Annotated in this window: 11 protein-coding genes; 6 read left to right on the forward strand and 5 right to left on the reverse strand. The window is 68.3% G+C overall.

Annotated features, from left to right (window positions below):
• The first annotated feature begins 71 nt into the window (after nt 1–71).
• On the forward strand, nt 72–1,013 hold the full coding sequence (locus ABD987_RS00555; protein WP_345385612.1) for an amidohydrolase family protein: 942 nt from the start codon (nt 72–74) through the stop codon (nt 1,011–1,013).
• Nucleotides 1,014–1,068: 55 nt separating this feature from the next.
• On the opposite strand, the gene ABD987_RS00560 is transcribed toward ABD987_RS00555, so the two are convergent.
• Nucleotides 1,069–1,767 carry a GntR family transcriptional regulator gene (locus tag ABD987_RS00560; protein ID WP_345385614.1) on the reverse strand — a complete coding sequence of 233 codons (699 nt, stop codon included), beginning with the start codon at nt 1,765–1,767 and terminating at the stop codon, nt 1,069–1,071.
• A gap of 182 nt (nt 1,768–1,949) precedes the next feature.
• On the opposite strand from ABD987_RS00560, the gene ABD987_RS00565 reads away from it, so the two are divergent.
• From ABD987_RS00565 to ABD987_RS00585, 5 genes are all read left to right on the forward strand, one after another.
• Complete coding sequence (locus ABD987_RS00565; protein WP_345385616.1) at nt 1,950–3,731, forward strand: FAD-dependent monooxygenase; 1,782 nt, start codon at nt 1,950–1,952, stop codon at nt 3,729–3,731.
• 26 nt (nt 3,732–3,757) lie between these two features.
• Nucleotides 3,758–4,621, forward strand: coding sequence for a fumarylacetoacetate hydrolase family protein (locus ABD987_RS00570; RefSeq protein ID WP_345385618.1), 864 nt, complete (start codon nt 3,758–3,760; stop codon nt 4,619–4,621).
• Nucleotides 4,622–4,648: 27 nt separating this feature from the next.
• Nucleotides 4,649–5,572, forward strand: coding sequence for a VOC family protein (locus ABD987_RS00575; RefSeq protein ID WP_345385620.1), 924 nt, complete (start codon nt 4,649–4,651; stop codon nt 5,570–5,572).
• 16 nt (nt 5,573–5,588) lie between these two features.
• A complete protein-coding gene (locus ABD987_RS00580; RefSeq protein ID WP_345385622.1) occupies nt 5,589–7,526 on the forward strand; it encodes an acetoacetate--CoA ligase in 1,938 nt (645 codons plus the stop codon).
• Nucleotides 7,527–7,773: 247 nt separating this feature from the next.
• On the forward strand, nt 7,774–8,820 hold the full coding sequence (locus tag ABD987_RS00585; protein ID WP_345385624.1) for a hypothetical protein: 1,047 nt from the start codon (nt 7,774–7,776) through the stop codon (nt 8,818–8,820).
• A gap of 53 nt (nt 8,821–8,873) precedes the next feature.
• Here ABD987_RS00585 and ABD987_RS00590 read toward each other — a convergent pair whose 3' ends face one another.
• The 4 genes from ABD987_RS00590 to ABD987_RS00605 form a co-directional block, all read right to left on the reverse strand.
• Nucleotides 8,874–11,399, reverse strand: a complete 2,526-nt coding sequence (locus ABD987_RS00590; protein WP_378273144.1) for a Pls/PosA family non-ribosomal peptide synthetase — start codon at nt 11,397–11,399, stop codon at nt 8,874–8,876.
• Between the two features lie 711 nt (nt 11,400–12,110).
• Nucleotides 12,111–12,500, reverse strand: a complete 390-nt coding sequence (locus ABD987_RS00595) for a hypothetical protein (protein WP_345385626.1) — start codon at nt 12,498–12,500, stop codon at nt 12,111–12,113.
• Nucleotides 12,501–12,627: 127 nt separating this feature from the next.
• The gene (locus tag ABD987_RS00600; RefSeq protein WP_345385628.1) at nt 12,628–12,906 is read right to left on the reverse strand and encodes an HC3 family zinc finger protein; all 279 of its coding nucleotides are present in this window, start codon (nt 12,904–12,906) and stop codon (nt 12,628–12,630) included.
• A gap of 352 nt (nt 12,907–13,258) precedes the next feature.
• On the reverse strand, nt 13,259–14,479 hold the full coding sequence (locus ABD987_RS00605; protein ID WP_345385630.1) for a helix-turn-helix domain-containing protein: 1,221 nt from the start codon (nt 14,477–14,479) through the stop codon (nt 13,259–13,261).
• Between the last annotated feature and the right edge of the window lie 46 nt (nt 14,480–14,525).

The raw sequence follows: 14,525 nt of genomic DNA on the forward strand, positions 1-14,525 counted from the left end.
CGTGACCCGATCAGGTGGGGGATCGAATCCTCCCCCTCCCGCCGCCGGCTCCCGGGAGAGACGGTGGAGTCATGAGCGAACACGAACGCATCGACGTCCACACTCACCTGGTCCCTCCCTTCTGGGGCGAGGCCCTCGCTCAGCACGGCGGCGACCCGTCGGGCTGGACAGTTCCACAGTGGACGCCGGACGACCACCTGAAATTCATGGACGCCAACGGCATCACCACGAGCGTACTGTCGCTGACCGCCCCGAGCGTCGCGGGCTGGGAAGGCGCGGCGCGTCGAGAGATGGCCCGCCGGGTCAACGACTACACCGGCGAACTCGTCCGCGAGCGCCCGGACCGGTTCGGGAACTTCGCGACTCTCCCGCTGCCTGACGTCGAAGGCGCGGTCGCCGAAGTCGACTACGCCTTCGACCAGCTGCGCGTCGACGGCGTGGTGCTGCTGTCGAACTACGAAGGCGTCTACCTCGGCGACGACCGGTACGCGCCGTTGTGGGAGGCGCTGGACCGGCGCCAAGCGGTGGTGTTCATCCACCCGGGGCACCCGCTTCTCCCGGTGCTGCCCGAGGTTCCCGGGCCGATGGTGGACTATCCGTTCGACACCACCCGCAACGCGGTGCACATGGTGGTCCACGGGATCACCGAGCGGTACCCGAACGTGCGGATCATCCTCTCGCACGCGGGCGGGTTCGTGCCCTACGCGGCGTTGCGGTTCTGCCAGATCCAGACCGCGCTGAAACCCGCCGGTCCCACCGAAGACGAACTCCTGGCCCGGTTCCGCAGCTTCTACTGGGACACCGCGCTGTCGTCGGGCGAATACGTGTTCGGCGCGCTCACCCGGTTCGCCGACCCCACGCGCATCCTCTACGGCAGCGACTTCCCTTATGCCCCGCTGCCGGTGGCGACCCATTTCACCGAAATCCTGGACACCCGAAGCGGCCTGACCGCCGAACAATCCCGCGCGATCGACTCCGAGAACGCCCGCGCGCTCTTCACCCGGCTGGGCTGACCGGGCGTGCCGCGGCCCTCCCGCCCCGAGCAGCGGCGGGAGGGCCGCGGCACGCTCAGGCCAGCGCTCGTTCATCGGTGCCGTCGAGTCCTTCGGCATAGCGGACGAGGGCGGCCGTCGTGCGTTCGATGTGTTCGCGCAGTGCCTGGGTCGCGCCGGCTTCGTCGCGTGCGACGGTGAGTTCGGCGATCAGCCGGTGTTCGGCGGCGACGTCGCGGCCGGTGTCGCCGGCGAGTTCCTGGGACCAGTGCTGGTACAGCTCCGCGCAGTCGCGGAGGCCGGTCGCGATGCCTTCGAGCCGCGAAACGCCGCAGCCGGCGAGCAGGGTGTGGTGGAAGGCGCGGTGGGCGAGGGTGAACGCCGGGTCGACGTGCCCCTGCGCGGTCATCATCGGGGTGTGCGCCAGCGTGTGGTGCGTGGCGATGACCGAACCTTCCCAGGCCAGGTCGCCATGCTTGATCGACTCCGCGAGGGCGAGCGTTTCGATCAGGACGCGGGTGCGGGTCAGGTCCTGGAGGTCGCTGATCGTCAGCTGCGCGACGGCGAAGCCGCGCTGCGGCGACGCTTCGACCAGACCTTCGCCGGCGAGGCGGGTCACGGCCTCGCGGACGACGGACAGGCTCACCGCGTACTGCCCGGCGAAGTCGTTCAGCTTGAGCTTGCTCCCGGGCGGCAGCTCTCCGCCCAGCAGGCTGCCGCGGATGCGGTCGTAGACCTCGTGGACGCGAGTGGGCTTGGCGGGCGTGGTGGCCATGCCGCCAGTCTAGGGCCAACCGGAAGAAAATAGGTACACAGTCCAAATATCGATTTTTTCTTGACAGATCGAAATTCTGGGCTCAGGCTGTGACCCACGCCATGCATCGACGATGACTGCGGCGCCGGGACCTTCGGGAGCTTCTCGACCGCGCATCGTCGGTCCCGACCAAGGAGATGCTCATGTCCGACATCCGGGTGCCCGTCCTGATCGTGGGCGGTGGCGGCGCCGGTCTCACCGCGTCGATGACCCTGTCCACGCTCGGTGTCGAGTCGTTGCTGGTGAGCGCGCTACCGACCACCTCGACGCTGCCGAAGGCCCACGTGCTCAACCAGCGGGCGATGGAGATCTTCACCGAGGTCGGCGTGGCCCCGGAGATCTACCGGCGCAGCACCCCGGCGGCGAACATGCGCGCGACCGGCTGGTACGCCGGCCTGGCGGGCCCGCACGAGGGCTACGGCCGCAAACTGGGCGAGCTGGAGGTCTGGGGCGGTGGCTACACCGACCCCGACTACGTCGCGGCGAGCCCGTGCCGCACCTGCAACCTGCCGCAGATCCGGCTCGAGCCGGTGCTGAAGGAGCACGCCGAGAAGCTGAATCCGGGCGGCGTCCGGTTCAACCACGAACTCGTCGACCTGGCGCAGGACGACGACGGCGTCACCGCGACCGTCCGAGACAAGGACGCCAGCACGACTTACCAGGTGCGCTCGCAGTACCTGATCGCAGCCGACGGCGGCCGGACGGTCGGCAAGCTGACCGGGGTGGAGATGAACGGGGCGCGGGACATCATGAAGATGGTCTCCATCCACATGACCGCGGACCTGTCGCCCTGGGCCACCGACGACGACGTGCTGATCCGCTGGCTGGTCAACCCCGACTTCGGCGGCTCGTGGAGCGGCGTGCTCGTCCCGATGGGGCCGGACCGGTGGGGCCCGGCGTCGGAGGAGTGGGTCTTCCACATGCAGTACGCCACCGACGACCCCGACGCGATGCAGGACGAGAAGGTCCTCGCGCGGATGCGCGCCATCCTCGGGCTGCCGCCGGAACTGGTGCCCACGGTGCACCGGATCAGCCAATGGGTCATGGAAGGCGTCATCGCGGAAAGGTTCCGCGCGGACCGGGTGTTCTTCGCCGGTGACGCCGCGCACCGGCACCCGCCGACCGGCGGCCTTGGCCTGACCTCGGCGATCCACGACGTCTACAACCTGAGCTGGAAGCTGGCCGCGGTACTGGCCGGCCGCGCGGGCGACGGCCTGCTGGACACCTACGAGGCCGAGCGCAAGCCGGTGGATCAGCACAACATCGACAACGCGATCGCCAACGCGATGAACCACTTCACCCTCGACCAGGCCCTCAACCTGTCGACGGAGAAAACCGCGGAGGAGAACTGGGCCGAACTCGCCCCGCTGTGGCAGGACCTTCCGGGGGCGGCCGAGAAGCGGCACGCGCTCAACCGCGCGATCGGCTCGCAGACCATGGAATTCCGGCACCACAACGTCGAATTCGGCTACCGCTACGACTCCGCCGCGATCGTGCCGGACGGGAGCCCGGAGTACGTGCCGCTCGACCCGGTCCGGCTCTACGAGCCCAGCACCAAGCCGGGGCATCCGATGCCGCACGCGTTCGTCGAGAGCCAGGGCGAGCGTCTCGCGCTCGGGACCCTCGTACACGGCGGCAAATTCCTGCTGCTGGCTGCAGAAGAAGGCCAGGCCTGGGTCGAGGCCGCCGACAAACTCTCCGCGGCGAACGACCTGCCGCTCGTGGCGGGCACCGTCGGCGTCCTCGGCTCCGACTTCGTGGACGTGCGCTGCTCCTGGCTGAAGAACCGCGGCATCTCCTCGACCGGAGCGGTTCTGGTGCGCCCCGACCGCTACATCGCGTTCCGCTCGACCGGCGGAGTCGACGACCCACACGCCGTCCTGCGCGCCGCCCTGGCCCAGGTACTGGCCGCCGAACTTCGCTGATCCCGGCTCTCAGGAGGAGAATTCCCATGCGTATCGCCAATCTCTCCGGCCGGCTCGTCCTGGTCATCGACAACGGCGCCGTCGACGTCGAAGAGGCCAGCAACGGCAAGTTCGGCCCCGATCCGTCCACTGTGTACCGCGACTGGCCGGGCTTCGTCGCCTGGGCGGGCTCGGCCTCCCTGCCCGAGGCACGGCCCTTCGACCCGGCATCACTCGGCGCACCGGTCCCGGAGCCCGCCCAGGTGTTCGCGATCGGCCTGAACTACCGCGGCCACGCCATCGAGGCCGGGCTCGATTTCCCCGTCGAACCACCGGTTTTCACCAAGTTCCGCAGCTCCCTGACCGGGCCTCGCGGCGACCTCGCGCTGCCGGGCGACACCGTCGACTGGGAAGCCGAACTGGTCGTCGTCATCGGCCGCGAGGCCCGCCACGTCGCCGCGGAGAACGCGTGGCAGCATGTCGCCGGCCTCACCGTCGGACAGGACTACTCCGAGCGCACCCGGCAGCTCGTCCCGCCCGCACCCCAGTTCAGCCTCGGCAAGTCCTTCCCCGGGTTCGCGCCGATCGGCCCGGCCGTGGTCACCCTCGACGAACTGGACGACCCCGCCGACCTGGAAATCGGCTGCTCCGTCAACGGGGAACAGGTGCAGAAGGCCCGTACCGGCGACCTGATCTTCTCGATACCGGTCCTGATCGAGCGCCTGTCGGCGGTCCTGCCGTTGCTGCCGGGCGACCTGATCTTCACCGGCACTCCCAGCGGCGTGGGCGGCGGCCGGAACCCGCAGCGGTTCCTGTCCCCCGGCGACGAGGTCGTCACGTGGGCGGAGGGAATCGGCGAACTCCGCCAGCGCTGCGTTCCCGGCAACCCGCACACCACCGCGTCCGTCTGAAACCCGGCCCGGGAAGGAAAACCCACCATGGCCCTGCACCGCCTCACCTCCATCACCGTCGGCGTACCCGACGTCGAGCACACCGCCGCCTACTACACCGACTTCGGCCTCACACCGCTCGGCGGGAACGCCTTCGCCACCGCCGACGGCGGGGAACAGTTCAAACTCGCGCACGCACCGCGGCGCCGCCTGCTCGAACTGGGCGTCGGCGCGGAAAACCCGGACGACCTCGACCGGATCGAACGCCAGATCCGCGCCCTCGACCTGCCCGTCGAGCGAACCGCCGACAAGCTCGTGACCGAGGAACCGATCGCCGGGTTCCGGGCCGTCATCTCGGTGGCACCCCGAATCGAGCAACAGCCCGCCGACCCGACGCCGTACAACGGACCCGGCCGGATCGAACGCGCCAACACCCGCGCACCGGGCATCCAGCGCGAAGGCCGAGTGACCCCGCGCAAACTCGGCCACGTCGTCATCGGATCCACCGACCAGACCGCCACGCAGCGGTTCTTCACCGAGGGCATCGGGTTCAAGATCAGCGACGCCGTCCCCTCGATGGCCGCGTTCATGCGCTGCTCGACCGACCACCACAACGTGCTGGTCCAGCAGGCCCCGGTGAACTTTCTGCACCACACCTCCTGGCAGGTAGAGGACATCGACGAGATCGGCCGCGGCGCGATGGCGATGCTGGAGGAACACCCCGAACGGCACGTCTGGGGTTTGGGTCGCCACCACATCGGGTCGAATTTCTTCTGGTACCTCAAGGACCCGGCGGGCAACTTCTCCGAGTACTACTCCGACATCGACTGCATCGTCGACGACGCGCTCTGGACCCCCGGCACCTGGGAAGGCGCGCGGAGCCTGTTCAACTGGGGCCCGCCCCCGCCGCCGTCGTTCCTCATGCCCGAGGACGTCGCGGCGATGATGACCGGGGCGCACAATGCCGGCTGACCCCGTCGACCCTCCGATGTGGACACCCACGCCGGAAGCCGCCGACCGCACACAGCTCGCGGCGTTCGGCCGATGGCTGGCCGCGCGTGGGCATGACTTCGCCGACTACCACGCGCTCTGGCGCTGGTCGACCACCGAACTCGAAGAGTTCTGGCAGGCCATCGCCGACTTCTACGACGTCCCGTTCCGCACGCGCCCGACCCGCGCACTGGCCGACGACAAGATGCCGGGCGCGACCTGGTTTCCCGGCGCCACGCTCAACTACGCCGACCAAGCGCTGCGCCACGCCGGAAACCAGCCCGCGATCGTCGCCGTCTCCGAAGGCGGGCACCGGAACGAGGTGACCCGCGACGAACTCCGCAGCCAGGTGGCCTCCCTCGCGCACTGGCTCCGGCGGCGAGGAATCGGCCCGGGCGATCGCGTCGTCGGCTACCTCCCGAACATCACCGCCACCGTCGTCGCCTTCCTCGCCACCGCCGCGGTCGGCGCCACCTGGTCGGCCTGCTCCCCCGAATACTCGCCCGAGGGCGCCGCCGACCGCCTCGGCCAACTCGAACCCGCCGTGCTGTTCGTCGCCGACGGCTACCGCTACGGCGGGAAAGAACACGACCGCTCCGCCCAGAACGACGAACTCCGCCACCTCCTCCCCTCGGTCCGGGCCACCGTGTGGGTCCCGCACCTCGGCCGCACCCAGCCACCCGGGACCGCACACTTCGACACCCTCACCCGGGACGCGCACGACCTCGAAACCACCGCCGTGCCGTTCGACCACCCGCTGTGGGTGCTGTACTCCAGCGGGACCACCGGCCGGCCCAAGGGCATCGTCCACGGCCACGGCGGCGTCACCCTCGAACACCTCAAGTACCTCGGACTCCACACCGACCTGGACGCCGGGTCCCGGTTCAGCTGGTACACCAGCACCAGCTGGATGATGTGGAACATCCAGGTCTCCGCCCTGCTGCTCGGGGCGACCGTCGTGCTCTACGACGGCAGCCCGAGCTGGCCGGGTCCCGACGCCCTGTGGCAGCTCGCCGCGAACGAGCAGCTGACCTTCCTCGGCACCAGCGCCGCCTACCTGATCGCCGCCCACAAGGCAGAAACCGATCTCGCCGCCCACGGCCTCCGGCTGTCCGGCCTCGGCAGCACCGGCTCGCCGCTGCCCGCCGGCACGAGCCAATGGATCCACAAGGTCCTGCCCGACACCTGGCTCGCCGCCGCCAGCGGCGGCACCGACATCGTCTCCGGCTTCGCCGGCGGCGTCCCCACACTCCCCTCCTACCCGGGCGAAATGCAGGCCCGAGTCCTCGGCGTCGCCCTCGAATCCTGGGACGAGCAAGGGAACCCCCGCACCGACGAGGTCGGCGAACTGGTCGTGACCCGGCCAATGCCGTCGATGCCCCTGTACTTCTGGAACGACCCCGACGGCGCGCGCTACCACGACGCCTACTTCTCCACCTACCCCGGAGTCTGGCGCCACGGCGACTGGACCACCGTCACCAGCCGCGGCGGTATCCTCGTCCACGGCCGCTCGGACGCCACCATGAACCGATACGGCGTCCGCATGGGCAGCGCCGAGATCTACGAGGTCATCGACCGGTTCCAGGAAATCACCGACTCACTCGTCGTCGGCGTCGAGGAACCCGACGGCGGCTACTGGATGCCCCTGTTCGTGGTACTCGCGGACGGGCACCACCTGCCACCCGAACTCGTCACCCGCATCCGCGACCGCATCCGGGCCGAGGTCTCCCCTCGCCACGTGCCCGACCAGATCATCGGCGTGCCCGCGCTGCCGCACACCATGACCGGAAAGCGAGTCGAGGTCCCGGTAAAACGCATCCTCCAAGGCGCGATACCGGCCAGCGTCGCCAATCCGGCGGCTCTCGACGACGCCGACGCACTCGCACGGTTCACCACGATCGCAACCGAGCGGAAAACCACCCGGGACAAGGCATGAACATCCCGGCAAAGCCAGCCGTCGCCGTACTGCGAACGGCCGAGGGAACCCAGCCCGGAGAACACCGGTCACCGCGGCGCCCCAGGAACACGACGGCACCATGAACGAAGAGGCCGCGCGAGACCAGGCGGAACCACCGGGTTCATGATCACCCGTTTGCCACGCCACGGTGGCGATGAGCGGTACCACTCGCCAAGACCCCTTGCCAGGCTGGGCTCGCCGATCACCGGGTCTGTGAGGGGGCATCGTGCCGAAACGAGCGTGTCATCTGCCGGGAATCGCCGGATTGTCCGTGCTGCTGGGCGGAATCGGGCTGGTGGTCGGTACACCGGCCACCGCGGCTTCCGCCGAAACCGTGGTCACGTTGCCGTCGTTGCCGGGCAGCAGGCACTCCACGGCCGCGCTGGGGATCAACGAAGCCGGCACGGTGGTCGGCTACTCGACCACGGACGATCTGCGTGAGCGTCCGGTGCGCTGGGACACCGACACCACGATCACCGAGCTCGGTCTCCCGCCCGGCCACACCGACGGCAACGCCACCGCCGTCAACGACCGGGGCGTGGTGGTCGGCAACTCCTACGGGAGCGGCGTGGAACACGCCGTGCGGTGGGCGCCCGGCGGCCCGGCGACGGTGCTGCCCGAACTGCCCGGCTCGACCTACACCACCGCGAACGCGGTCAACGACGACGGGGTGATCGTCGGGGTGTCCGGCGCCGGGACGCAGCACGCCGTGCGCTGGGATCCCAGCGGAGGCTTCACCGAACTCGGCACCCTGCCCGGCGACACCGGCAGCGAAGCGATGGCGATCACCGGCGACGGGACAATCGTCGGGGTTTCGCAGGACGCGGAATTCCACTTCCACGCCGTGCGCTGGGACCGCGCGGGCCGGGTCGAGCGGCTGGCCGGGCTCGCCGGCGACGTCCCGTCGGAGGCCAACGGGGTGAACGCGTCCGGTGCGATCGTGGGTGCCTCGCATACCACCACGAACTCCCTCGGCCACGCCGCCCGGTGGGACCGGGACGGCACGATCCGCGCGTTGCGAGAACTTCCCGGCGATCAGGAAAGCATCGCGCGGGCGGTGAACCGGTCCGGGACCGCCGTCGGCCACGGGCGACGCTCGGGCCGGGCGGCCGCGCACGCGGTGCGCTGGTCACCGGACGGCACGGTCGCCGCGTTGCCCACCCCGGCGAACACCCTCAAGAGCGACGCCGCCGGGATCAACGGCCCCGGCGTGGTCGTCGGCAGCGTCTCCAACGACGGGCTGTGGGCGGTGAAATGGGTACCCCGGCGTTGAAGCCGGCGTTTCTCCGGTAGCGGACTTCGTTACCGGAGAAACGTCCGGGGGCTTCAGGTTCGTGCGCGCGGGCGCGGCACACGGAGTTCCCGGACCTCACCGGCGGGATTGCCCGCCCAGTGCGTGTGCCCCGGGACCTCTTCGCCCTTCATGAGGAAGGAATCGGGCGCGAGCACCGCGCCCTCGCCCATGGTGACCCCGTAGTGGACGAGTGCGCCCGTGCCGATCGTGCAGCCGGACCCGATGACGATGCCGTCGAGCTTGAAGCCGCCGTCCTCCTGCGAGTGGCACTGGATGTTCGAGCCCGCGTTCAGGGTGACGTCGTCGCCGATCCTCACCAGTGTCTTCTCCGACATCACGCAGCCGTCGTCGAAGAGCCGGCGGCCCAGCCGCACCCCGAGCATCCGCCACACGACGCTCTTGAACGGGGTGCCGTTCAAGAGCTGAAGGTAGAAGGTGGTGGACATCTTCCAAAACCTTTCGTGCCGCCAGAAACGACGGTCGTAGATCGAACAGTTCAGCGGTTCGAGCGGGTGGAGCATCGTCGCCACGCGTTCGAGGAGGACGAAGTAGACGATGGTGAATACGACGGTCACCACGGAGCCCAGTGCGATCGCCGGTGCGCCGAGGCCGGTGAAGAGGTCCCTGGTGGCCCAGGCGATCAGCAGTACACAGAAGAAGTACAGCCACTGCGCCAGCGCGTAGACCACCATGGTGGCGGCGTTGTGCCTGTTCTTGGCGGCGAGGCCGCGCCGCAGTTCGGCCGGGGTTCCGGGGCCGGCCAGCCGCCGGTCGCGGTCCACCGTGCGCGGGATCTCGAAGCTGGGTGAGCCCAGCAGGCCGACACCCTCGCGGACCTCCCCGTCGAGGGGCACCTGGACCTTGGTGGCGAGCAGGCAGTTGTCGCCTGTTTTCGCCCCGGCGGGGAAGACGATGTGGTTGCCGAGGAAGTTGCGTCCCCCGATCGAGGCCCTGGCCAGCCGGAAGGAGGTGTTCGAGTAGTCGGCGTTGACGACCGACAGGCCGTCGGCGATCATCGTGCCGCTGCCGACGGACAACAGATACGGCGATTCGAACTTCTCCTGCTGGCCGAAGTTCGAACCGGTCTGCCCGGCCTTCGACAGCTCACACCCGAGGGCCCGCAGGTAGTGCACGATGGCGGAGCTGTCACCGAAGAGGACCTTGAAGAACGTCACGTTGGTGAGCAGCCGGATCGTGCGGTGCAGCGAGTAGCGGAGTCCGTAGAGGCGGTACACCTTCCCCGGTTCGAGGGCGAGCTTGCACAACCGGGGCACGGTGACCGCGAGCAGGAGGCCGGCGAACCGGAGGCCGAAGAAGAGCACGAGAGAAACGATCAGGGCGTCGCGATAGAACGCCCAGCTCGCGAAGTCGAGCAGCGCGGAATCGCCGAGCAGGGTCGCCAGCCGCGGCGCGCGTTCGAGCACGAGATCCGCGAGGCCGACCGCGAGCGGGGCGTACACCGCCACGATCAGCAGCACCTGCCGAATGGCGTAGAAGGCCCGCCATGTGCTTCCGCAGCGGGCGGAACCGGCTCGCCGGTAGTCCACGTCGGCGCGTTGTGCCGGTGATCCGTGCCAGCACTCCCCCGAGGGCACGGCCTGCCCGGAGTGCAGCGAGGAAGCGTGCCCGAGCTGCGATCCCGCGCCCATGGCCGTGTCGATATCGACGGTGGTCATCTCCCCGACGAACACGTTCTCCCCGAACGTGACCGCGCCCGTCCGGATCATCCCGTCCTGGGCCCGGTACCCGGTGAAGGAGCAGTCCTTCCGGATGACCGTGCCCTCCCCGATGGTCAGCAGGTCGGTGCAGACGGGCACGGTCCGCGAGAACACGGTGACCCCTCGGCCCACCTTCGCGCCCAGTGCCCTGAGATAGCACGAGTACAGCGGTGACCCGGTGAAGAACAGCACGAGCACGTTCCGCTGTACGAGCGTCTTGACGATCCAGAACCGGAGATACGCCGGGCTCCAGGCCGGGATCTCCCGAGGCCGCCACCTGCCGACGAGTATCCACTTCACCGCGACGGGCGAGACCGCGGCCAGTACCAGCAGCGCGCCGCCGAACACCACCGAACGCAGGTAGTACCCGGTGAAGTCGGAACCGGTGGTGATCCACGCGGCGCCCGCCGAGGTGACCGCCGCGACGAAACCCGTGTAGGCCAGGAAGAACAGGAGTTGCACGACCCCGCAGAGGTGGTACCGCAGTGCCCTGGCAGGCCCGGCCGCGGCCGGGGCCTCGACCGGGGAATCCGCGGGGCCCGTGTCGGTGAGCGCTGCGGCGAGGTCGCGGATCGTCGGGTGCCGGTAGACCTCCCTGATCGACACCCGGGGCAGCTCGTCCCGCTTCCGCACCCGGGCGCAGAACTGGGCCATCAGCAGCGAGTTCGCACCCAGATCGTCGAAGAAGTGACTGTCACAGGTAACCTTATCTTTGCCTACGAGTTCAGCTAATATTCGTGTGTACCCACGCTCGACATCGACATTCGAACCAACTTCCCGCAGAGACGACTCGGTCGTATTCACGATGTCAATGTTCTGCGGTTCCCCCTTCAACGCCACCCTCGGCGGCCGGTTTCCCAGGTTCCGTAATGCAGTCGAAACGACGAACAGACATCGAAGCACAAAGCTCCACGAAACACTTCACCCTGGGTTTTCCGCCATTCCAAGAAAACTCGGCCATCGGTAACATTTTCATCGAACGAGACGGTCGAAGAAGATGCCCCGATCGGCCGATGACTAATAGTCCCATAAAATTCGACTGCCCGACAGGGAACGGTGCGCCGGTGTCGCGAACGGGGCGTTGGGGACGTCGAACCTGAACCCACTGATCGGACAGGCACCGAGGGAACCTTGCTCGCGCGACGAGAACAGGCCCCCTCACACCAAGACACTTCACTCCCGCGTGCACCTCTCCCACCCCAGCGACCACGGCAAACGACTCTCACCGCACAAGTCACACCCCACTGGACACTTCTCATGCCCTGAAGGGGCCCTTCAGGGCACTCAACGCCCCCAAGGACCCCTTCACAGCATCAAAATCCATAAAGGACACACCTACTGGAGACCCTCACTCGGGCACAAATCATCGAAGATCGGAAGTGGCCAATTTTGCCTCGGCGACGCCATCAGTATTCCCCGGCCGACCAGTTTTCGACGACGTCGTATGTGCGGTGTCAACCAATTCCGGGCAAGCAAGTCGCGTCCGAGTTCCGCGACGCGCCGACACATGGACCCCTGGGCCTCAGCCAAGTCAATTTCGTTCACCCGATTTTATTTCCGAGCAACATCGTTCGTCGCCATCGCTCGAGTCTCGTGTCCGTCCACCCCTTGCCCGGAGTGGGCCTCGACGACCTCGACCTTCCCCTCCCGGGACCGGCTCCAGTCCCTCACATAGCCCCAGGTCCGCCCCCGGCAACCGCAGTAGCAGAAGCAGAGATCCCGGTTGTCCAGCTCGTACGGGCCGTTGTTGATGGTGAACGGGGTAACCGTGTCCCGTTTGACAAGGCTGTAGTACCGCTCAAGCCAGTACTTCGCCTCCGCCAAGGTCACCTCGTGATCTTCGGGGTCCATCGCCTGCTCGACCATGGACCACGCGACCTCGACACCTTCCTCTTTGGACAGACGACGTTCGGCTTCAAGCTGCAACGCGGTTCGTTTCACTGATGGACATCTTTCCTTGTGCGTGGACACCGGTCCGGATGGGTTCCCCGTCCGGACCGGCTGCTTACAGTCACACTTTCTTGCCCGCCTGAAACCGGATATGTCCGGTCGTGCTCGCCAGGCGCAGTCAGCGGGGGCGCGGTGCCAGGCGTGGCCGCCCGGGGTGCTCCGGGTACATGTCGATGCCGTTCATACGCCGGTACTCGAAATCACAGCTCCAGCACTGGGTCGCGGGCCCATGCTCGTCGCGGTGCTCGCTCTGCTCGTACTCGGCGGGCGCGGTCAAGCCACACAGCATGTGCAGCATCTGCCCCGGTTCGGGCATCCCGGTGAGCCGGACCTGGTGCCACTTCCCATCGACCACGGGACGAATGTGCTCCAAGCTGACGTAGATGAGCGCGCTCATCGTGGCTCCCTGGTGAGATTCTTCGCGTTTCCGGCACAGCATCGACCTGTCGCCGCGCATAGGAGGTCACTCCCGTGACGATGTCGGCCCCGCTGCCCGAGGGGCTCGACGATCGTCACAACCCGCTCGCGCGCCCGACGTCGCCCCTCTCCAGGCTCCCCGAGGTGGGTCGTCGCCGAGCGCAGACGTGGCGGCGCGGAGCGGGCGGAACGGTTGCCGGCCCGGCTGTCAAAACACCGGTTGTTCTCCGAGTCTCCGCCGTTGGGAGGCCGCTCACCGTCACGCGCCGTCACGCTGAAAACGCTAGGGTCTACATGAACACCGGAGAGGTACGGTTTGTACCCTCACTCGATCAGGCAACCAACCCGACCCGCTGGCTGAGGTCGCGCACCTCACCTTGCGCACCAGTCGGCGGCTGCTTGGACAGATCGACCAGCATGTCCCTGGCGAACCCGTTGAAGCTGATCGTCTCGGACGCCACCCGCTGCGCCCGGTCGAGAGTAGCGAGAACCGCAGCCCGGTCATCTTCGAGCGCGTGCACACGGGCGACCTCGATCAGATGGCGGCTCCGCCGCGCCAGCGAAGGAATCGCGCTGGGATCAAGTGACCTGGCGGCCCGCCGAGCTTCACCGACCCGGCGAAGCTCCACCCCCAGGGTTACCGCGTGCGCTTTCATCACGCTCTGGGAGAACGAAGTCTGCGTGTGGCGGTACTCTGCACCGAGCCCATCGGCGACCCGCTCGGCAGCTTCCCAGTGCGCCCAGGCATCGCCGTGGCGACCACGCCGGGCGTGCACGTAGGCGATCTCCGCGTCGAGCGCGCCGACCATGCCTCGCCAATCGATGGGCGCGGTGTCGAGGTGCGGCACCAGTTGGCCCTTCGCGTCCGTCGCCAGTGACACCGCCTCGTCCCAGCGCCCGGCGTCGCGCAGGGCCTGCACCATCGCCCAGGCTCCTCCGGCGATCGCGTAGGGGTCGTCTGCTTCCTGGGCCTCGGTCAGCGCACGGTCGGCAACCAGCCAGACCAGTTCCGGTGACGGCTGGTAAGCGACATAGAAATCGGCCAGCTGATAGACACCGGAAAGCACACGCCGGGCCTCACGGCGCTCGGGCCCACGAAGAGCACGCGCGGCCGTCTGTGCGTCACGAATGAGGCCGGGCAGGAGCGCGCCGAGTTGGGTTCGGTGATCGGAGGAAGTGTGCCGAACCAGCCACGCCGCGCGTAGTCGCTCGGCGAGGTGAGGAACGGAGACCGGCTCCGGTGCGACGCTGATCCGGTACTCGGTGAGCGCGGACTGCACGGCGGACAACGCGGCATGACGCTGTCCCGCGTAGACCGTCACGGGAACCGCGTGGCCGTTACCGGTGAGGCTGGCCAGATCTTCGAGTTCGAGTGCCTGTGCGATTCGCAGCAGCATCGGGAGTCGTGGTGTCTGGAGCCGCCCGGACTCGACCGCTTTCAGCCACTCGGCGGACTTTCCCAGCAGACCCGCGAGCACCGGCCGGGACATGCCGGCACGCTCGCGGTGCACTTTGATCCGCTTCCCCACCGGCAACACGTCGTCCTCGGTCACACAGACCACCCTCGTTCGCGGAGTCGGCCTCTCCGCGCACTCCCCG

The sequence above is a fragment of the Amycolatopsis samaneae genome (assembly GCF_039541975.1).
In the GTDB taxonomy this organism is placed as follows: Bacteria; Actinomycetota; Actinomycetes; order Mycobacteriales; family Pseudonocardiaceae; genus Amycolatopsis; species Amycolatopsis samaneae.

Bases quoted from the DNA above. Each gene is read 5' to 3' on its own strand.
- ABD987_RS00555 (WP_345385612.1), top strand. From the start codon at position 72: ATGAGCGAACACGAACGCATCGACGTCCACACTCACCTGGTCCCTCCC.
- ABD987_RS00560 (WP_345385614.1), bottom strand. From the start codon at position 1,767: ATGGCCACCACGCCCGCCAAGCCCACTCGCGTCCACGAGGTCTACGAC.
- ABD987_RS00580 (WP_345385622.1), top strand. From the start codon at position 5,589: ATGTGGACACCCACGCCGGAAGCCGCCGACCGCACACAGCTCGCGGCG.
- ABD987_RS00565 (WP_345385616.1), top strand. From the start codon at position 1,950: ATGTCCGACATCCGGGTGCCCGTCCTGATCGTGGGCGGTGGCGGCGCC.
- ABD987_RS00570 (WP_345385618.1), top strand. From the start codon at position 3,758: ATGCGTATCGCCAATCTCTCCGGCCGGCTCGTCCTGGTCATCGACAAC.
- ABD987_RS00575 (WP_345385620.1), top strand. From the start codon at position 4,649: ATGGCCCTGCACCGCCTCACCTCCATCACCGTCGGCGTACCCGACGTC.
- ABD987_RS00600 (WP_345385628.1), bottom strand. From the start codon at position 12,906: ATGAGCGCGCTCATCTACGTCAGCTTGGAGCACATTCGTCCCGTGGTC.